Here is a 19764-nt window from a genome sequence, read left to right as displayed (position 1 = left end):
CCGCCATGGCCCACCTGTCCTCCCAGACCCCCGCGAGCCCGCCGCCGGCCCGGCCGTCCACCCCTCCGCGCCCGGCCTGGGACCCGCCGCCCGCCGAGTCCCCGCCGCCCTGGCTGCGGCCCACGATCCGGATACGCCTCACCGTGCTCTACGGCGGGATGTTCCTGATCGCCGGCGTCGTGCTGCTGTGGATCATCTACCTGCTGGCCGCCCAGGCCATCAGCAAGGGCTCCCAGCTGCCCTTCCAGATCGCCACGATCAACGTGACCCCGGGCAGCTGCATCACGGTCGACCAGAGCACCACCAGCGAACAGCTCCACCAGATGGTCAGCTCCTGCATGCAGCACCAGCGGGACATCGCGCTCAACACGCTGCTCAAGCGCTCGCTGCTGGCCCTCATCGGCCTGGCGGTGGTCGCCTTCGCCTTCGGCTACGTGATGGCCGGGCGGGTGCTGGCGCCGCTGGGCCGGATCACCCGCGCCGCCCGCGGGGTGGCCGGTTCGGACCTGACCCGGCGGATCGAGCTGGACGGCCCGGACGACGAGCTGAAGGAGCTGGCCGACACCTTCGACGAGATGCTGGAGCGGCTGGAGCGGTCCTTCACCGCCCAGCGCCGCTTCGTCGCGAACGCCTCGCACGAACTGCGCACCCCGCTGGCGATCAACCGCACCCTGCTGGAGGTGCAGCTCGCCGACCCGGACGCCTCGCCGGACCTCCAGCAGCTCGGCAAGACCCTGCTGTCCACCAACGAGCGCAGCGAGCAGCTCGTGGAGGGCCTGCTGCTGCTCGCCCGCAGCGAGAACGAGATCGTGGACCGCAAGGCCGTCGACCTCGCCGAGGCGGCCTCCAGAGCCCTGGAGCAGACCCGTGGGGAGGCGGAGGCGAAGGGCGTGGCCCTGCGCGAGTCGCTGGCCCCCGCGGTCGTCCAGGGCAACGGAGTGCTGCTGGAGAGGATCGCGCTGAACCTGGTGCAGAACGCCGTGCGCTACAACGTGCCGGCGGACGGCTGGGTCGATGTGACCACCAGCGCGGAGCACGGCCAGGCACTCCTGGTGGTGGCGAACACCGGACCGGTCGTTCCCGCTTACGAGGTGGACAACATGTTCGAACCCTTCCGCCGGCTGCGCACCGAGCGCACCGGCAGCGACAAGGGCGTCGGGCTCGGACTGTCCATCGCCCGCTCGGTCGCCAGAGCGCACGGCGGGGTGATCACCGCCGAGCCGCGCGAGGGAGGCGGCCTGGTCATGCGGGTCGCGATCCCGATGTGAGACCCGGTGAACTCCTGTGACAGGCTGTGAACCGCGTCACGCCCGGCCGAGCCCGACTCGCCGCGCCGACCGGGGCGCTGTTCGCTTTGCGAGTAATCGGCACTTCTGGTGCGCTCGGCGCACACCTGTGATCGATTGCACACGGCTCTCTCACAGTGTGTACGCTCGGTGATCGCGGATCGGGGAGAAACGACCGTAAATTCCATGTTTCCGCAGGTCATGATCACGGGAAGTACACGGAGAGGCATCCATGGCGGATGACTTTCGGACCGCCACGGACCATGATCGGCCACCCTTGCACTCACCTCTTCGGGGGCGTCCTCGGGTGTCGATTGAGTAACGGGCCTTGATGTGAGGCAAAATCTCCGCCTCGGGTCGGGCACAAGTCCGGCCTCCCGCGCGTTACGGCGCTGGAGACACCACAGACACCCACAGGGGGAGAGCGAAATGGCTACGGATTACGACACCCCACGCAAGACCGACGATGACGTCAATGAGGACAGCATCGAGGAACTGAAGGCACGGCGGAACGAGAAGTCGACCTCCGCGGTCGACGTCGACGAGTTCGACCAGGCCGAGTCCCTGGAGCTGCCCGGCGCCGACCTCTCCAACGAGGAGCTGTCGGTCCGTGTGCTGCCCCGCCAGGCGGACGAATTCACCTGCATGAGCTGCTTCCTGGTCCACCACAGGAGCCAGCTCGCTGCCGAGAAGAACGGAAACCCCATCTGCCGCGACTGCGCGGCCTGACCGGCCGGCGCCGTGACCGGCTCACCGGATGAGCGTAGGAACGTCGAGCGGGGCCGTGCGGCCTCGCTCGCGGCCGCGACCGCCCGCGGGGTCACCCGGGGCGTCGGCGGCGGTGCCCGCGCGAGCGGGCGGCTGGCCAAGGCCGGCGCAGGGTCCGTCGCCGAGCGGCTGCTGGAGACCGCTCCGCGCATCCCCGTGCGCGATCTCGGCACGCTGCGCGCCCAGTTCCCCGGGCTCGGCCCCGACGAGATCGCGGACCGGCTGATCTCCGCCGCCGTGAAGGGCACCATGACGGTCGGCGCCGGTGTGGGCGCGGCCGCCATGCTGCCGGTCCCGCCCGCCATGCCCACCGAACTGGCCACCGAGACCCTGGGCGTGGCCGCCGTCGAGTACAAACTCATCGCCGAACTGCACGAGGTCTACGGCCTGCGCGTGCCCGGCAACGTCAGGGAGCGCGCCACCGCCTACCTGTGGTCCTGGACCGAGCAGCGCGGTATCGACGCGCTGAAGCTGTCGACCCTCAACGTGGCGCTCGGCACCAGCATGAAGCGGGAGATGCGCCAGCGCCTCCTGCGCCGCAGCCTCAGACACATGCCCGCGCTGACCCCGTTCATGATCGGCGCCGCTGTCGGCGCGGTGATGAACCGGCGCGACACCCGCAAGCTCGCCAAGCGGGTCCGCAAGGACCTGCGCGCGCACCAGTTGCCCTGGCCGCTGCTCGTGGAAAGCTCCGCGACCGCCGGGACCTCCGCGACCTCAAGGATCGACGGCGACGCCGAGGAGCCCGGCCTGCCCGGCCGCACCCCGCCGCCCGAACTCCCCGGCCCCTCCGGGCTTTAGGCCCCGCGGGCCCGCACGCGGCCCTCCGCGGGCCGAGTCCCCCGCACCGGGCGGGGAAACCCCTAGCTCGCCTGGTCGGCCGTCCTGAGGGCGCCCAGTGCCTCGGCCAGCCGCTGCGGCGAGCGGGTCGACAGGTAGACGTACGGCGTCGGGTCCGCCGGATCGGTCACTTCCACCTTCACCGCGGTCGGCACGTAGGACCGCAGCAGCATGAAGGCCCGCGGGTCCGCCTTGTACGACCGCCAGGCCACCGCCTCCGCCGGGTCCAGCACCAGGGCGTCGCCCAGCGCCTCCAGCGGGATGCGCGCCTTGCCCGCGACCAGCGAACCGGCCACCACGCGGATGCGCGCGGACCCGTAGGAGCTGACCGTCATCATGGCCAGCGCCCCGCCCGCGACCAGGCCGCCGAGCATCGGGAGCAGGCCGAAGGGGAAGAAGACCAGGGCCAGGCCGACGCCCGCGCCGATGGCCATGAACCACCAGGAGCGCGGCACGGTGAGGCGTTCGTCGTAAGGCTGCGAAGCGGGCATGGCATAAGCGTGCCATGCCCGTCTGTGCCCGCGGGGCCGGGTGCGCGGGCGCGGTGGGGCGCCGTCCTCACGGCTCCCGGGAGAGCCCGGGACCGCACCCTCGCCTGCTCCGCGTGCGCCCCGCGTGTCCCGGCCGCCGGCTTCGCCGGGGAGCACCGTCCGGCGCCCGTTCGCGGGCGGCACCGTCGGACAGGGGCGCCCACACCTTCGCGCGATAAGGTCTGCGGCGTGAGTGCAGCCACAACACCCCCCAACGCGGGCCGACCGAGCCTGGCGCCGCCGCCCGGTGCCGTCGCGCCCGTACGCCATCCCGAGGCGCCCGCGCCCGGCGAACTGCTCGGCGCGCACTACGACCAGTGCTTCGGCTGCGGCGAATCCCAGCCGTACGGCCTGCGCCTGGCGGCCCGGGCCGGTGAAGGCGTCAGCGTCACCGCGGAGTTCACCGTCCAGCCCGCCCACCAGGGCGCGCCCGGCCTCGCGCACGGCGGGGTGCTGGCCACCGCGCTGGACGAGACGCTGGGCTCGCTGAGCTGGCTGCTGCGGGTCATCGCGGTGACCGGGCGGCTGGAGTCGGACTTCGTCCGGCCGGTCCCGGTCGGGGCGACCCTGCATCTGTCCGCGCGCTGCACCGCGGTGGACGGCCGCAAGATCTACAGCAGCGCCGAGGGCCGGATCGGTGGCCCGGACGGCCCGGTGGCGGTCCGCGCCGACGCCCTGTTCATCGAGGTGAAGATCGACCACTTCACCAGCAACGGCCGCGCCGACGAGATCCAGGCCGCGATGTCCGACCCCGACCAGGTGAAGGTCGCCCGCGCTTTCGAGGTGAACCCATGAGCAGGCCGCCGGTGGACGTGCTGCTGCGCCGGCTCGACGAGTCGGTGCCGGTCCCCGCGTACGCGCATCCCGGCGACGCGGGCGTCGACCTGATCACCACCGAGGCCGCCGAACTGGCGCCCGGCGAGCGGACGGTGCTGCCCACCGGCATCTCCCTCGCGCTGCCGGACGGCTACGCGGCCTTCGTCCACCCCCGCTCCGGCCTTGCCGCGCGGTGCGGGGTGGCGATGGTGAATGCCCCGGGAACGGTCGACGCCGGGTACCGTGGGGAGATCAAGGTGATCGTGGTCAATCTCGACCCGCGCGAGACCGTCAGGTTCGAGCCGGGCGACCGGGTCGCCCAACTGGTCGTCCAGCAGGTCGAGCGGGTCCGCTTCCACGAGGTCGCGGAACTGCCGGGATCTGCCAGGGCCGCGGGGGGCTTCGGCTCCACGGGGGGTCACGCCGCGGTGCAGACACCGTCGGCGGGCACGTCCAGCAACGGATACGCATCGGTCCTCAGCGACCGGGAAGGACAGTGACCGTGTTCCGTCGTCGCAAGGAGCGCGAAGACGCCATCGACGAGCTCGACGAGGCCGAAGGCCCGGAGGACTCGGCCGAGGACACCGCGGAGCCGGACGACTCCGAGGAGTCGTCCGACTACAACCTTCCGCCCGCCCCGCGGCCCGACGGCCCGTGGGACGTGAGCGAGGTCCAGGAGCCCGGCGAGGGCCGGGTGGACCTCGGTGGCCTGTTCGTGCCCGGTGTCGAGGGCATGGAGCTGCGGGTCGAGGTGGCCGGCGAGTCCATCGTCGCCGCGACCGTGGTGCTGCGGGACAGCGCCGTCCAGCTCCAGGCGTTCGCCGCCCCGAAGTCCGAGGGCATCTGGGGCGAGGTGCGCGAGGAGATCGCGTCGGGCATCACCCAGCAGGGCGGCATCGTCGACGAGGTCGAGGGCCCGCTCGGCTGGGAGCTGCGCGCGCAGGTGCCCGTGCAACTGCCCGACGGCACCAACGGGGTGCAGCTCGTGCGCTTCGTCGGCTGCGACGGCCCGCGCTGGTTCCTGCGCGGGGTCATCTCCGGCCAGGGCGCGGTGCAGCCCGCCGCCGCCGGCGTGCTGGAGTCGGTCTTCCGCGACACCGTGGTGCTGCGCGGCGAGGCGCCGATGGCGCCCCGCGACCCGATCGTGCTGAAGCTCCCGAACGACGCGCAGATGGTGCCGGACGGCGCCACGCCCGAGCAGAGCGAGCCGTCGAAGTTCGGTGACGGTATCGACCCGATGCGGCGCGGCCCGGAGATCACCGAGCTGCACTGAGCCGTCGCGGCCCGACCGCCGCCCGCCGTTGCCCGCTCCGGTCGCACAACTTCCCTGCGGGCAGGCGCGGTTCGGGGTTCGCCGCGTCAAGCACCCGCATCCACCCGGTCGTCGGCAGGTTCGACGGCCGGGTCGCTGCGTTCTCGGCCCCGCCCGCGCGGCGCCGCCGCGATCGTTATCCGGCGACCGGCTGGTTTCCGGGTGCCCGCGGCGTACCGTACGGATACGCGACGGCCGGGGATGATGACGGCGCGGCCCGGCACGGCCGGGAGACGGGCCGGCACGGGGGAGGAAGAGACATGAGCGAGCAGTCCGCCGACCAGGCGGGTACGGCGACCGCGATCGCCGAGGGGCCGGACGGCGGTGACATGGTCGTCGTCGAGGACCTGCGCCGCACCTACGGCTCCGGCGACACCGCGGTGGCCGCTCTGCGCGGGGTGTCCTTCCGGGTGCCGCGCGGCGAACTGGTCGCCCTCAAGGGCCGTTCCGGGTCCGGGAAGACCACGATCCTCAACCTGGTGGGCGGCCTGGACAGCCCGGACGGCGGCCGGATCAGCCTGGACGGCACCGACCTCGCCGGACTCGGCGACGACGACCTGCTGGCGCTGCGCCGGGACCGGATCGGCTTCGTCTTCCAGTCCTTCGGGCTCATCCCGATCCTGACCGCCGCCGAGAACGTCGGCGTGCCGATGCGGCTGCGCAAGGCCCCGGCGCGCGAGCGCGAGGAGCGGGTCGAGCTGCTGCTCGCCCTGGTCGGCCTCGCCGACCACGCCGCCCAGCGGCCGGGGGAGATGTCCGGCGGCCAGCAGCAGCGGGTGGCCATCGCCCGCGCGCTCGCCAACCGCCCGGTGCTGCTGATCGCCGACGAGCCGACCGGCCAGCTCGACGCGGACACCGGACTGGCGGTGATGGAGCTGTTGCGCGCGGTGGTGCGCAGCGAGGGCGTGACCGCGCTGGTCGCCACCCACGACACGCAGCTGCTGGCGCTGGCCGACCGGGTGCTGGAGCTGCGGGACGGGCAGATCGTCGACGCGGAGCAGCCGGAGCCGTAGCCGCAGCCGCAGCGGCAGCCGTGGCCAGGGCCGGCCGGGGCAGCAGGGGCAGCCGTGGCCAGGGCCGGCCGAGGCAGAAGGGGCAGCCGGGGCGTGGGCGGGACGGGCCCCGGCGGGCCCCGGGACGGCCGCTCGCGCCCCTGCGTCGGGCCTCTGGTCCCGCGCGGGCATCCCGGTACCCTTGGCGTTATGAGTGGTGCCATCCGTTCCGACCGACCCGCGGGTCGCTTCCGTCGCATGCTCGACCGCTTGTCCTCCTCCCAGGAGGAACTGCACTCCGAGGAACTGCAACAGGACGCCCTCGCGGTCGGCTGCACACGGATCTGCGACTGCTCCGACCGACAGATCGTGTCCGTGACCGGTACGCTGCGTACGGTCACGCTCCGTCCTCGGGCCGGCGTGCCCGCACTGGAAGCCGAGCTGTTCGACGGTTCGGCCGCACTCGACGTGGTGTGGCTGGGGCGCCGCAGCATCGTCGGCATAGAACCCGGGCGCATGATCATCGCGTCCGGCCGGATCTCCATGAACCGAGGCCGTCCGGTGCTGTTCAACCCCAAGTACGAACTGCGTCCGGTCGGACAGGAGTAACCAGGTGACGTCGATCGACAACACGGATCAGACGGTGGGCGCCGATCCGGCGGCTCCGGACGGCTCCGGCGGGTCCCAGCGGCTCGACGGGGCGGCCGGAGCCGACGGCGGAGCGCAGGGCACCGAGGAGGCGGCCCGCGCGGTCACCGAGGCGGCGCTCTTCGAGGCGTTCGGCGGGGTGCGCGGCATGGTGGAGACCACCGTGCCCGGGCTGGTCTTCGTGGCGATCTACACGGTCAACCACGACCTCAAGAGCTCCGCGATCGCCTCGCTCGCGCTGTCCGTGGTGATGGGCGTGGCCAGGCTGCTCAAGCGCGACACCCTCAAGCACGCCTTCAGCGGCGTGTTCGGGGTCGCCTTCGGCGCGGTCTTCGCGATGATGTCGGGCAACGCGAAGAACTTCTACCTGCCGGGCATGCTCTACACCCTCGGCCTCGCGCTCGCCTACATCGTCACCGCCGCCGCCAAGGTGCCGCTGCTCGGCCTGATCCTCGGGCCGATCTTCAAGGAGAACCTCTCCTGGCGCACCCGCAACCCGGGCCGGCTGCGCGCGTACACCAAGGCGAGCTGGGCGTGGGGGCTGATCCTGCTCGCCAAGTCCGCGATCCTCTTCCCGCTCTACTGGTGGGGGAACGCCACCCAGCTCGGCTGGGTCAAGGTCGCGCTCGGCATCCCGCCGTTCCTGCTGTCGGTCTACCTGACCTGGATCTTCCTGGTGAAGGCGCCGCCGCCGATCGACGTGATCGCGGAGATGGAAGCGGCGGAGAAGGCCGAGAAGGCGGAGAAGGCCGAGAAGGAGCGCCAGGCGTCCGCGTCGTCCTGACCACCGGACAGCCCTACCGCCGGTAGCACTACCGCCGACCGTCCTGACCGTCGGCCGTCCTGCCCTTCGGCGACACGGCCGAGCACCGCACGTGCGCGGGCCCCGACCACCAAAGGTGGCCGGGGCCCCTGCACATGCCTGCGGGTCTACGCCCGCGGTCCGGTCCCGGCTACTCCTCGGCGGAGCCGTCCTGGACCGACAGCAGGTCCTCCAACTGCTCCTCGCGGTGCGGCGCCGCCACGAACAGCAGCTCGTCGCCGGCCTCCAGGGCGTCGTCCTTGGACGGCGTGAGCACCCGGTTGCCGCGGATGATCGTCACCAGCGAGGTGTCGGTCGGCCACTCCACGTCACCGACCCGGGTGCCGACGAGCGCGGCCTCCTCGGGCAGCGTCAATTCCACGAGGTTCGCGTCACCCTGGCTGAACCGCAGCAGCCGGACCAGGTCGCCGACGCTGACCGCCTCCTCGACCAGCGCCGACATCAGGCGCGGCGTGGAGACCGCGACGTCGACGCCCCAGGACTCGTTGAACAGCCACTCGTTCTTCGGGTTGTTGACGCGGGCGACGACCCGCGGGACGCCGTACTCGGTCTTGGCCAGCAGCGACACGACCAGGTTCACCTTGTCGTCGCCGGTGGCGGCGATCACGACGTTGCAGCGCTGTAGCGCGGCCTCGTCGAGCGAGGTGATCTCGCAGGCGTCGGCGAGCAGCCACTCCGCCTGCGGGACCCGCTCCACCGAGATGGACGTGGGGTTCTTGTCGACCAGCAGCACCTCGTGGCCGTTCTCCAGCAGTTCCCCGGCGATGGAGCGGCCGACCGCGCCGGCCCCGGCGATGGCGACCCTCATGACTGCGCCTCCTCGGGCCCCTTGGCGAACGCGGCCTCGACGTCGGCGACACCGTCGGTGCGCATCATGACGTGCACGAGGTCGCCTTCCTGGAGCACCGTCTGCGAGGTCGGGAGCATGGCCTCGCCGAGCCGGGTGAGGAACGCCACACGGACGCCGGTCTCGTCCTGGAGCCGGCTCACCTTGTGGCCGATCCAGGCGGCGGACGTGTGCACCTCGGCGAGCTGCACCCCGCCGCTGGGGTCGCGCCACAGCGGCTCCGCGCCCGACGGGAGCAGCCGGCGCATCATCTGGTCGGCGGTCCACCGCACGGTGGCCACCGTCGGGATGCCCAGGCGCTGGTAGACCTCGGCGCGCTTGGGGTCGTAGATCCGCGCCGCCACGTTCTCGATGCCGAACATCTCGCGGGCCACCCGGGCCGCGATGATGTTGGAGTTGTCGCCGCTGCTCACGGCCGCGAAGGCACCCGCCTCCTCGATTCCGGCCTCACGCAGCGTGTCCTGGTCGAACCCGACTCCGGTCACCCGGCGCCCGCCGAACCCGGAGCCGAGGCGGCGGAACGCCGTCGGGTCCTGGTCGATCACCGCGACCGTATGACCATGCTGTTCGAGGGAGTGCGCGAGAGCTGAACCCACTCGCCCGCATCCCATAATCACGACGTGCACGACCGTCCTTCCGGCTGCCAACATTTGACGACTGAGTCTGACGACTGCTGAGTCCGACTGATGCGACTAGGACCGTGAAACCAGGAGCCGTCGTCGTAAAAGTTGGTCCAAGACTCTCAGACCGGGGGCCCAAGCTCCACACGCGCGGGGTGGCGTGGAAGTTCCGTGGGAGCGGGGGCGCAGGTTCTTCACACTCGGTCCGGTACTCGGGCGCACGGGTGGCATGCCCATCCCTTAACATCGCGGGGTGTCCAAACTGACCGACCTGCCGAAACGGATTCTGATCGGCCGGGCGTTGCGCAGCGACAGGCTGGGCGAGACGCTGCTGCCCAAGCGGCTCGCGCTCCCCGTCTTCGCCTCCGACCCGCTCTCCTCGGTCGCCTACGCGCCCGGTGAGGTGCTGCTGGTCCTTTCGATCGCCGGCATCTCCTCCTACCACTTCAGCCCGTGGATCGCGGTCGCGGTGGTGGTGCTGATGTTCACCGTGGTCGCCTCCTACCGGCAGAACGTGCACGCCTACCCCTCCGGCGGCGGCGACTACGAGGTCGCCACCACCAACCTGGGGCCGAAGGCGGGTCTCACCGTCGCCAGCGCGCTGATGGTCGACTACGTGCTCACCGTCGCGGTGTCGGTCTCGTCCGGCATCGAGAACCTGGGCTCGGCGGTGCCGTTCTTCGTCACCCACAAGGTGCTCGGCGCGGTCGGCATGATCGTGGTGCTGATGCTGATGAACCTGCGCGGGGTACGGGAGTCGGGCACGATCTTCGCGATCCCGACCTACGCCTTCGTCTTCGGCGTCTTCTGCATGATCGCCTGGGGCATCTTCAAGATCGCCACCGGGCACGACATGAACGCGCCGACCGCGCACTACACGATCCACGCCGAGTCACCGGGCATCGGCGGATTCGCCCTGGTCTTCCTGCTGTTGCGGGCCTTCTCCTCCGGATGTGCCGCGCTCACCGGCGTCGAGGCGATCAGCAACGGCGTGCCGGCCTTCCGGAAGCCCAAGTCGAAGAACGCCGCCACCACGCTGGCGGCCATGGGCCTGCTGGCGGTCACGATGTTCTGCGGGATCATCGCGCTGGCGATGAACACCCATGTGCGGATGGCCCAGAACCCGGCCACGGACCTGCTCGACCACGGCAAGCCGCTGGGCAGCCACTACACCCAGGACCCGGTGATCGCGCAGGTCGCCGAGGCGGTCTTCGGGCACAACTCGATCCCGTTCATCTTCCTGGCCGCGGTCACCGCGCTGGTGCTCTTCCTCGCCGCGAACACCGCCTACAACGGCTTCCCGGTGCTCGGCTCGATCCTCGCGCAGGACCGCTACCTGCCCCGGCAGCTGCACACCCGCGGCGACCGGCTCGCCTTCTCCAACGGCATCGTGCTGCTGGCCGGCTTCGCCGCCGTGCTGGTCTACATCTACGGCGCGAACTCCACCCGGCTCATCCAGCTCTACATCGTCGGCGTCTTCGTCTCCTTCACGCTCAGCCAGACCGGCATGGTGCGGCACTGGAACCGCCATCTGCGCACCGAGACCGACCCGGCCAAGCGTCGCCACATGCACCGCTCCCGCGCGATCAACACCTTCGGCGCCTTCCTCACCGGCCTGGTGCTGGTGATCGTGCTGCTCACCAAGTTCACCCACGGCGCCTGGGTGGCGGTGCTCGGCATGGTGGTCTTCTTCGCCACCATGACCGCGATCCGCCGGCACTACACCCGCGTCGCCGAGGAGATCGCCGCCGACGACGAGCCCGGCGACGACTACGTCCGCCCGTCCCGGGTGCACTCCATCGTGCTGGTCTCCAAGCTGCACAAGCCCACCCTGCGCGCCCTGTCCTACGCCAAGTTGATGCGCTCCGACAGCCTCGAAGCCCTCAGCATCAACGTCGACCCCCAGGACACCAAGGCGCTGCAGGCCGAGTGGCAGAGCCACGGCATCGATGTGCCGCTGAAGGTCCTCGACTCGCCCTACCGCGAGATCACCCGCCCGATCATCGACTACGTCAAGGGCCTGCGCCGCGACAGCCCCCGCGACGTGGTCAGCGTCTACATCCCCGAGTACGTCGTCGGCCACTGGTACGAGCACCTGCTGCACAACCAGAGCGCGCTGCGGCTCAAGGGCCGGCTGCTGTTCAGCCCCGGCGTCATGGTGACCTCCGTGCCCTGGCAGCTCGACTCCTCCGAGGTGGCCCGCGCGCGGGCCCGCCGCCGTGCGGACTGGAGCGCGCCCGGTTCCATCCGCCGGGGTCCGGTCGGGCCGCCGCGGTCCGACCACCGCGAGCACACCACCCCGGGCAGCGGGCAGAAGTAGCCCGCGGCCCGACGACGGCCGCGGGTGGTCGGCCTGGGTGCCCGCGGCGGGTGGGGCCGGCCCGGGTGGTCGGCTGGGGTCGGTCGCGGTCGGTCGGTCGCGGTGGTCGGCGGGTCATCGCGGTCCCTCGGCCGTGAGCGGTCAGCGGCGGGTGGGCGCGCACGTAGACTGGGCGGTCGCCGTCCCCCGCCGACCAGACCGGCGACCCGCCTCGCCGTCCACCCCAGGAGCAGCGCCGCCATGCAGACCGATTCCGCCCCCTCGCTGGTCGGCCACGAGTTCGAGGTCGAGGTCGGGCCGGTCGCACACGGCGGCCACTGCGTGGCCCGCACCGAGGCCGGACAGGTGCTCTTCGTCCGGCACGCCCTGCCCGGCGAGCGGGTCGTGGCCCGCGTCACCGAGGGCGACCAGGACTCCCGCTTCCTGCGCGCCGACGCGGTACGCGTCCTGGAGCCCGGCAAGGACCGCGTCGAGCCGCCGTGCCCGTTCTCGGGACCGGGCCGCTGCGGCGGCTGCGACTGGCAGCACGCCACCCCCGGCGCCCAGCGACGGCTCAAGGCCGCCGTACTCACCGAACAGCTCGCCCGGCTGGCCGGCCTCACCCCCGAGGAAGCGGGCTGGGACGGCACCGTCGCGCCCGCGCCCGGCGACAAGGTGAGCCAGGCCGACCTGGACGCCGGCGCCCCCGCCGTGCCCGCCTGGCGCACCCGCGTGCAGTACGCGATCGACGCCGAGGGACGGGCCGGGCTGCGCAAGCACCGCTCGCACGACGTCGAGGTGATCGACCACTGCCTGATCGCCGCGCCCGGGGTCAGCGAACTCGGCGTCGAGGCCCGCGACTGGCCGCAGATCGCCACCGTCGAGGCGATCGCCGCCACCGGCTCCCACGACCGCCAGGTCGTGCTCACCCCGCGGCCCGGCGGCCGGCTGCCGATCGTCGAACTCGACAAGCCGGTGTCCGTCCAGCGCATCGGCGAGCGGGACCACGCCGTGCACCGGGTGCACGGCCGCCCGTTCGTCCGGGAGCGCGCCGCCGGCCGCACCTGGCGGGTCGGCGACGGCGGTTTCTGGCAGGTGCACCCGAAGGCCGCCGACGTCCTGGTCGAGGCCGTCATGCAGGGCCTGATGCCGCGCAAGGGCGACATGGCGCTCGACCTGTACTGCGGAGTCGGCCTCTTCGCCGGCGCGCTCGCCGAACGTGTCGGGGAGCGCGGCGCGGTGCTCGGCGTCGAGTCCGCCAAGCGCGCGGTCGAGGACGCCCGGCACAACCTCCAGGACCTCGACCGGGTCAGGATCGAGCACGGCAAGGTCGAGCAGGTGCTGCCCCGTACCGGCATCACCGAGGCCGACCTCGTGGTCCTCGACCCGCCACGGGCCGGGGCCGGCCACGCCACGGTCCGGCAGATCGCCTCGCTCGACGCCCGCCGGATCGCCTATGTCGCGTGCGACCCCGCGGCCCTGGCCCGGGACCTGGCGTGGTTCGCCGAGGAGGGCTACCGCCCGTTGCGGCTGCTGGCCTTCGACCTCTTCCCGTTCACCCACCACATGGAGTGCGTGGCGATCCTGGGCCCGGCCGCGAAGACCTCCTGACCCGCGGGTCGCGCGGGCGCGGACGCCGGGCGAGGCCGGAGCGGCGCGGGGGCGCAGGCACATCAGCCGCGTGTTCCTCAAGCTCGGCCTGCCGCGGAGCGACAGCGGCCACCGCAGGGTGCTCACGATCTCCGTGGTCCGCGCGGCCTCGCGATCTCCGTGGTCCTCGCGGCCTTCGCCTGCCTGAACACGAGAACCCTCACACGAGGGATGAGCGCCGGACCGGCGAGCCGCCCCGTACGGCCGGGGGAGTCCACGGCGCCAACTCCCCTTTGGCTCACGCGTGTTGTGGCGAAGGGTCGGAGTCTCGCAGGGCTTGACGCCGGGCTCGCGCGGGCTCCCGAACCGTGGATCTGCCTGCCGTGCGCGCCGTGCCCGCGCGGAAACCCTTGCTGCCCGGTGCTCTTGACGGGGCACCACCTCACTCGTAGGGTCCCGGACAACCGACATCTGATGTCGTTCATCAGTTATCAGATGTTGTCCGGGAGTTCGCGCTGTTCCGGCGCCGTGCACCTGCCGTCCGTCGATCCAGCACCCCCACCCCCCGAGGAGCCCGCTGTGACCGAAAGATCCCCGCACCTCCGTCCGCCGCGCCGGAAGGAGCGGCCGGCGCGGACCGCGCACCGGAAGGCGTCGCCGCAACGGCTGTTGCTGCTGCTGGTCGCCGTACTGGCAGCCCTGGTGGCGCCGTTGGCCACCGCGGCGCCCGGCAGTGCCGCCTCCGGAACCCAGTCGGCGGTGGGCAGCCAGGACTGCAACAGCAGCAGAATCCGGTTGGAGCTGCTCAACCCGACCGCGTCGGCGACCACGTTCACCGTGACGTGGAGCGGGTACGGCAGCTGGACGCCCTCGGTCGCGGCAGGCGACCGCACCGACCTGTTCTTCACCAAGACCAGCGGTACCGCGTACTCCTTCCACGTCACCACCCCGCAGGGCCTGGACACCACGGTGGCCGGCACGCTCGACTGCGGTACGGCCCTGGGGGCGCAGGTCAGCCTGGACTGCCCGCGCAACACGGACGGTTCGCAGCCCGCCACCCATGTGCTGCGGATGACGCTGGTCAACCACTCCGCCGCCGCTCAGGTGTTCACCGTCGCCTGGCCCGGCCGCAGCGGCAGCGCCTGGACCCGGACGGTCGCGGCCGGCGCTTCGGACGCCACGCTGCTGTGGACGGTGCCGAACGGCACGCCGTACTCGTTCACCACGACGACGGCGAGCGGCTTCAGCCGTACCGAGTCGGGCGCCGCGACCTGCGGCCTGGCGGCCGGCACGCCGGGGATGAACGCGCAGACGCTCTTCAGCACGACGACCCCGATCGAGGGGCTCAACCGGCTGTCCGCCGACGGCTCGACGTACGAGACGTACACCGGCACGGCGGCCTCGGTCCGTATCCCCGCGATGGCGGTCACGAACTCCGGCACGGTCCTGGCGATGGCCGACGCCCGGGTGGACGGCAACTCCGACCTCGGCGGCGGCACCAACAACATCCAGACGGTCATGCGGCGCAGCACCGACGGCGGCGCGACCTGGTCCACGCCGAAGGTGGTGCTGCACGCGCCGACCACCAGCGAGGGCTACGGCGACGCGAGCCTGCTGGTCGACCGGACCGCGGGCCCGCACGGCACGGTCTACCTCTTCGACAACTACTCGCCCGCCCCCGGGGTCGGCTACTACGGTTCCGCGGCCGGCTCCAACTCGGCGACCGACACCACCGCCATGCACATCCGCTACATCACCTCGACCGACGACGGTCTGACCTGGAGCGCTCCGATCGACCTCAACCCGCAGGTGAAGAGCGTGAGTTGGGCGGGCATGTTCGCCTCGTCGGGGCACGGCATCCAGCTGGCGAGCGGCCGCCTGGTGCAGCCGATCGTCTACCGGGAGGGCGGCGCCGACCACGCCGCCGACATCTACTCCGACGACCACGGCGCCACCTGGCACGCCGGCCCCGCGGCCGCGACCGGCGTCAACGAGAGCAAGGTCATCCAGCGCGGCGACGGCAAGGTGGTGCAGAACCTCCGCTCGAACAGCGGCGGCAACCGCTGGTACGCCACCGCCGGTGACGCCTCGCCCGCCGGTGCGACCGACGTGGCCAGTGACTTCGGCCCGGCCTGGAACTCCGGTCTGGTCGACCCGGGTTGCAACGCCGACGAGATCTCCTACCTCAAGCCGACCCAGGTGGGCTCGACCGGGGCCCCGCTCACCACCCCGGTCACCCTGGCGAGCAACAACGCCTCGGCGAGCAGCCGTTCGGAGCTGACGGTGCGGGTCAGCCAGGACGACGGGGCGAGTTGGCCGTACCAGGCACTGGTCAAGTCCGGGGACGCGGGCTACTCGACGCTCGCCGTGCTGGGCAGCGGCGCCGCCGCCGACCTCTACGAGATCGGCGACACCGGCGGCATCGTCTACTCCGACTTCACCCTCGACTGGGCGAAGCAGGACCACTGACGGCCGCTGCGTGAGCGCTTCCGGCGGCCGGCTCGGCCGGCTCGGGAGGTTCGGGAGGTTCGGGAAGTTCGGGAAGTTCCGGAGCGAGAGCACGCGGTCCGGGAGCGGCGGGGCCAGGGCCCAGCCGCTCCCGGACCCACACCAGTTGCCGGGCCCGGTGGAACTCCCCGCCGCCCTCATGCCCGTTGAAGGGGTAGACCGCCAACTCCTTGGGGCCGGCGTACGCGTGGTAGGCCGCTATACAGGTGGACGGCGGGCAGATCTGGTCCATCATCGCCACCGAGAACAGGGCCGGGGCGGTGGCGCGGGGTGCGAAGTGCAGGCCGTCGAAGTGGTCGAGTTCGGCGAAGAGCTCCTCCGCGCGCTCCCGGTGCAGGGCGAGGTAGGAGGCGATCTCGGTGTACGGCGGCAGGGCGGCGCGTTCGGCGCCGCGCCGGATGTGGCACAGGAAGGGGACGTCGGCCATGACCCCGGCGAGTCCCGGTACCAGGCCCGCCGCGGCCAGCGCGATGCCGCCGCCCTGGCTGAAGCCGGTGATCACGATCCGGTCGGGGTCGATCTCCGGGTGGCTGCGGGCGGCTTCCACGCAGCGGGCCGCGTCGGTGAACAGCCGCCGGTAGTAGTGGTCGTCCAGCCGGCCGGTGCCGCGGGTGAGGAAGCCGGGCACGGGACCGTGCCCGGTGCCGCCGCCGTCGGGGGTCGCGCCGGGCGCCGCCGACCAGCCCTGGCCGCGGGTGTCCATGACCAGGTGGGCGTAGCCGGCCGCGGCCCAGGTCAGGTTCTCGTGCGGCAGTCCGCGGCCGCGCCCGTAGCCGAGGAACTCCACGACGCAGCCGAGCGGTCCGGCCGGGGCGGCGGGCAGCCGCAGCCAGCCGCGGACCGGTTCGCCGTCGTATCCGGTGAAGGTGACATCGCTCACGCGGATCGCGGGCAGTCCGGCGTCGACGGCGTCGAACCGCGGTGGCCGTGCGGCCCGCGCGGCCTCTTCCAGGGTCCGGGTCCAGAACGCGTCGAAGCCGGCGGGCGCGGGCTGCTCGGCGCGGTACTCCAGGCATTCCGCCAGGGTGAGGTCGGTCAGGGGCACGCCGGGCTCCTCGCAGGGGCAGGGTGGGACATCTGATGTCTGATGTCCCTCTCCGGCGGGAATCTAGGCGGAGTCCCCGGCGGCGTCAAGGCGGCGCCCCACCCGGCGGGGTGCGATGACGGCGGTCTCCCGACCTGCGGACCTGTCGCCGTCGCCGCCCTTGCCGCGCTTCCCCGCGCGGGTCCCGGTGCCCGTCCCGGCGCCGGCCGCGGCCCCCGCTCCGGGCGCCGTTCCGGCCGCTGCCCCGGCGCCGTCCTCCTGCGGCCCGGCGGAGCGGGCGTCGGCGATCCGGCGGCGCACCGGCGCGTAGTGGTCGGAGACGGCCGCGGCGAAGGCCGCCGCGTCCCGGGCGCGGGCGGCCTCGACGATCCGGCGGTGGTGGTGCACCGTCTCGACCTCGTCGGCCCGGCTGATCCCGTTCAGGTGCGGGGCGACGATGATGTAGACGTCCCAGAACGCGGCGGAGAGCTGCCCGATCAGCTCGTTGCCCAGCGGGGCGACCAGGAGCGCGTGGAAGGCGCGGTCGGCCTCGACGAAGCCGGTGCCGTCGCCGCTGCCGGACGCCTCCATGTCGTCGACCAGGGTGTCGAGGGTCTCCACCTCGGCGGCGTCGAGCGCGGCCACGATCCGGTCGGCCATGCCGCGCTCGAACAGCTCGCGCATGTCGGCCAGCTCCAGCATGAGCTGCATGTCGTCGTCGCGGTCGAGCAGGCCACGGAACGTGAGGCTCTCCACCAGCGCGGACAGCCCGAGCCGTCCCACGTAGGTGCCGTGGCCCCGGCGGACCTCCACGATGTCGAGGACGTCCAGGGTCTTGACGGCCTCGCGGACGCTGGACCGGCTCGCGTCCAGTGCCTCGCAGAGCTCGTTCTCGGTGGGCAGGAGGTCGCCCGGACGGAGCCCATTGTCCAAGATGTAGCGTTTGATGCCTTCGCTGACCTCGTGCATCAGCAGGCGGCGGCCCCGCCCGTTGCCGGAGTTACGACTTGCGTCCACCCCTTGACCCCTCTCGTCCTGACGACTACGGTCCACCCTACCAGGCATCAGACATCTGATGTCGTATGTTGCGCAGAGTGTTCCCGACGTTCGGCCTACCCTTACCGAAAATCCGTTCGGCAGACACCCCGGCGTCCAGCCTCGTCACCGTCCATTCCTTCCTTGTTCCGGAGGTTCCTGTGTCTTCTCGACGGACACCCGCCAGAGTCGATCGCCGTGCTTTCCTGCGGTATTCCGGTGCGGTCGGCGCGGCGGCCGCCTTCACCGGCACCCTCGCCGCGTGCGGCGGACCCTCCTCGACCACGGACAGCGGCTCCGGTTCCGGCAGCGGAACGGCCGGCAACACGATCACCGCGGGTATCTCGTACGCCCTGTCCACCGGGTTCGACCCGATGACCTCCTCCGGCGCCACCCCGGTCGCGGCCAACTGGCACGTCTTCGAGGGGCTGGTGGACCTCAACCCGGTCACCCTGTCGGCCCGACCGGCGCTGGCCACCGCGATGCCGACCAAGGTCGACGCGACGACGTACCGCGCCACCCTGCGCGAGGGCGCGACCTTCCACGACGGCTCCGCCGTCACCTCGGACGACGTCGTCTTCAGCGTCCAGCGCATCCTGGACCCGAAGAACGCGTCCCTGATGGCGCAGTTCCTGCCGTTCCTCGACTCCGCCCGCGCGGTGGACACGCACACGGTCGAGTTCAAGCTGAAGTACCCGTTCGCGCTCTTCCCCTCCCGGATATCGGTCGTCAAGGTCGTGCCGAAGAAGATCGTGCAGGCCGACGAGAAGGCGTTCGACGCCAAGCCGGTCGGCTCGGGCCCGTACGCGCTGGTGTCGGCGACCCGTGAGGACAAGATCGTCTTCAGGAAGTACGCCAAGTACAACGGACGTTACCCGGCCAAGGCCGCGACGATGACATGGAACCTGCTCTCCGACGCCTCCGCGCGGGTCAGCGCGATGGAGTCCGGCCGGGTCGAGGCCATCGAGGACGTGCCGTACATCGACATGGCCGGCCTGAAGCGCAAGTCGACCGTCGAGTCGGCCTCGTCCTTCGGCAACCTCTTCCTGATGTTCAACTGCCGGAAGAAGCCGTTCGACGACCCGCGGGTGCGCCAGGCCCTGCACTACGCGCTGGACACCGAGAAGATCATCGCCACCGCGATGTCCGGCCAGGCCACCCCGGCCAGCGGCTACCTCCAGCCCAGCCACCCCGACTACGTCAAGGCCAGTACCGTCTACGGCCACGACCCGGCCAAGGCCAAGGCGCTGCTGAAGGCCGCCGGCGTCAGCGGCCTGAAGGTCACCGTGCTGACCACCGACACCTCCTGGGTGCAGGACATCGCGCCGCTGGTGAAGGAGAGCTGGGACGCGGCCGGCATCAAGACCACCCTGAGCATCGGTCAGTCCTCGGCCCAGTACGCGAAGATCGACACGGGCGACTACGACCTGCTGGTCGCGCCCGGCGACCCGTCGGTGTTCGGCAACGACGTCGACCTGCTCATGCGCTGGTTCTACGTCGGCACCTGGCCCGAGACCCGCTACCACTGGTCGGGCACCGCCAAGGGCAAGCAGGTCGTCTCGCTGCTGGACCAGGCCGCCCGCAGCGACGACGCGAAGGCGCGCGCCGCCCTGTGGTCCCAGGTCACCGACATCGTCGCCGACCAGGTGCCGCTCTACCCGATCCTGCACCGCAAGCTGCCCACCGCGTGGAACGGGCACGCCCTGACCGGGTTCAGCCCCGTGCCGACCACGGGCCTGTCGTTCCTCGGTGTGTCCCCGGCCTGAGCCGCCGGGCCGGCGCCTGTCCCGCCAGTCGTCGGCCCCGCACCACCAGTCGTCCAGGAC

Annotated in this window: 17 protein-coding genes and 1 pseudogene; 13 read left to right on the top strand and 5 right to left on the bottom strand. The window is 72.0% G+C overall.

What is annotated here, in order from left to right; translation table 11 throughout:
• Positions 1-5: 5 nt before the first annotated feature.
• From AB0399_RS02040 to AB0399_RS02030, 3 genes are all read left to right on the top strand, one after another.
• Positions 6-1268 carry a HAMP domain-containing sensor histidine kinase gene (locus tag AB0399_RS02040; protein ID WP_366409949.1) on the top strand — a complete coding sequence of 421 codons (1263 nt, stop codon included), beginning with the start codon at positions 6-8 and terminating at the stop codon, positions 1266-1268.
• 447 nt (positions 1269-1715) lie between these two features.
• Positions 1716-2015: a DUF4193 domain-containing protein gene (locus AB0399_RS02035; protein ID WP_103884889.1), complete on the top strand. Its 300-nt coding sequence runs from the start codon at positions 1716-1718 to the stop codon at positions 2013-2015.
• Positions 2016-2027: 12 nt separating this feature from the next.
• Positions 2028-2855: a hypothetical protein gene (locus AB0399_RS02030; RefSeq protein ID WP_366409948.1), complete on the top strand. Its 828-nt coding sequence runs from the start codon at positions 2028-2030 to the stop codon at positions 2853-2855.
• 62 nt (positions 2856-2917) lie between these two features.
• On the opposite strand, the gene AB0399_RS02025 is transcribed toward AB0399_RS02030, so the two are convergent.
• The gene (locus tag AB0399_RS02025; RefSeq protein ID WP_329363928.1) at positions 2918-3385 is read right to left on the bottom strand and encodes a DUF3093 domain-containing protein; all 468 of its coding nucleotides are present in this window, start codon (positions 3383-3385) and stop codon (positions 2918-2920) included.
• 228 nt (positions 3386-3613) lie between these two features.
• On the opposite strand from AB0399_RS02025, the gene AB0399_RS02020 reads away from it, so the two are divergent.
• The 6 genes from AB0399_RS02020 to AB0399_RS01995 all read left to right on the top strand — a co-directional run bounded on the left by AB0399_RS02020 (position 3614) and on the right by AB0399_RS01995 (position 7976).
• On the top strand, positions 3614-4219 hold the full coding sequence (locus AB0399_RS02020) for a PaaI family thioesterase (protein WP_328470359.1): 606 nt from the start codon (positions 3614-3616) through the stop codon (positions 4217-4219).
• Positions 4216-4740: a dUTP diphosphatase gene (gene dut / locus AB0399_RS02015; RefSeq protein ID WP_329363926.1), complete on the top strand. Its 525-nt coding sequence runs from the start codon at positions 4216-4218 to the stop codon at positions 4738-4740. Before AB0399_RS02020 ends, dut begins: the two co-directional genes overlap by 4 nt.
• 2 nt (positions 4741-4742) lie before the next feature.
• Positions 4743-5513: a DUF3710 domain-containing protein gene (locus AB0399_RS02010; RefSeq protein WP_329363925.1), complete on the top strand. Its 771-nt coding sequence runs from the start codon at positions 4743-4745 to the stop codon at positions 5511-5513.
• A gap of 299 nt (positions 5514-5812) precedes the next feature.
• Entirely contained in the window at positions 5813-6565 is a 753-nt protein-coding gene (locus AB0399_RS02005; RefSeq protein WP_366409947.1) for an ABC transporter ATP-binding protein, read from the top strand.
• Positions 6566-6754: 189 nt separating this feature from the next.
• Entirely contained in the window at positions 6755-7153 is a 399-nt protein-coding gene (locus tag AB0399_RS02000) for an OB-fold nucleic acid binding domain-containing protein (RefSeq protein ID WP_328470367.1), read from the top strand.
• 4 nt (positions 7154-7157) lie between these two features.
• Positions 7158-7976, top strand: a complete 819-nt coding sequence (locus AB0399_RS01995; RefSeq protein WP_366409946.1) for a DUF3159 domain-containing protein — start codon at positions 7158-7160, stop codon at positions 7974-7976.
• A gap of 169 nt (positions 7977-8145) precedes the next feature.
• Here AB0399_RS01995 and AB0399_RS01990 read toward each other — a convergent pair whose 3' ends face one another.
• Positions 8146-8823, bottom strand: a complete 678-nt coding sequence (locus AB0399_RS01990) for a TrkA family potassium uptake protein (RefSeq protein WP_329363920.1) — start codon at positions 8821-8823, stop codon at positions 8146-8148.
• The gene (locus tag AB0399_RS01985; protein ID WP_329363918.1) at positions 8820-9488 is read right to left on the bottom strand and encodes a TrkA family potassium uptake protein; all 669 of its coding nucleotides are present in this window, start codon (positions 9486-9488) and stop codon (positions 8820-8822) included. Before AB0399_RS01985 ends, AB0399_RS01990 begins: the two co-directional genes overlap by 4 nt.
• Positions 9489-9735: 247 nt before the next feature.
• Here AB0399_RS01985 and AB0399_RS01980 point away from each other — a divergent pair, with 247 nt between their 5' ends.
• The 3 genes from AB0399_RS01980 (at position 9736) to AB0399_RS01970 (ending at position 15840) form a co-directional block, all read left to right on the top strand.
• Positions 9736-11802, top strand: coding sequence for an APC family permease (locus tag AB0399_RS01980; RefSeq protein ID WP_329363916.1), 2067 nt, complete (start codon positions 9736-9738; stop codon positions 11800-11802).
• A gap of 240 nt (positions 11803-12042) precedes the next feature.
• The gene (locus AB0399_RS01975) at positions 12043-13392 is read left to right on the top strand and encodes a class I SAM-dependent RNA methyltransferase (RefSeq protein WP_366409945.1); all 1350 of its coding nucleotides are present in this window, start codon (positions 12043-12045) and stop codon (positions 13390-13392) included.
• 558 nt (positions 13393-13950) lie between these two features.
• The gene (locus AB0399_RS01970; protein ID WP_366409944.1) at positions 13951-15840 is read left to right on the top strand and encodes an exo-alpha-sialidase; all 1890 of its coding nucleotides are present in this window, start codon (positions 13951-13953) and stop codon (positions 15838-15840) included.
• Here AB0399_RS01970 and AB0399_RS01965 read toward each other — a convergent pair.
• Together AB0399_RS01965 and AB0399_RS01960 are read right to left on the bottom strand one after the other, a co-directional pair.
• A complete protein-coding gene (locus AB0399_RS01965) occupies positions 15809-16924 on the bottom strand; it encodes an acetylxylan esterase (RefSeq protein WP_366409943.1) in 1116 nt (371 codons plus the stop codon). The genes AB0399_RS01970 and AB0399_RS01965 overlap by 32 nt on opposite strands.
• A 270-nt stretch (positions 16925-17194) precedes the next feature.
• A pseudogene (locus tag AB0399_RS01960) lies at positions 17195-17872 on the bottom strand (FCD domain-containing protein); the annotation flags it as partial.
• A gap of 227 nt (positions 17873-18099) precedes the next feature.
• On the opposite strand from AB0399_RS01960, the gene AB0399_RS01955 reads away from it, so the two are divergent.
• Positions 18100-19704, top strand: coding sequence for an ABC transporter substrate-binding protein (locus tag AB0399_RS01955; protein ID WP_366409942.1), 1605 nt, complete (start codon positions 18100-18102; stop codon positions 19702-19704).
• The last annotated feature ends 60 nt before the right edge of the window (positions 19705-19764 follow it).

Source organism: Streptomyces sp. NPDC088194 (assembly GCF_040702025.1).
GTDB lineage: Bacteria > Actinomycetota > Actinomycetes > Streptomycetales > Streptomycetaceae > Actinacidiphila.
The sequence above is the reverse complement of the archived record's forward strand: the minus strand, read 5'-3'. Positions and strand labels throughout refer to the sequence as shown.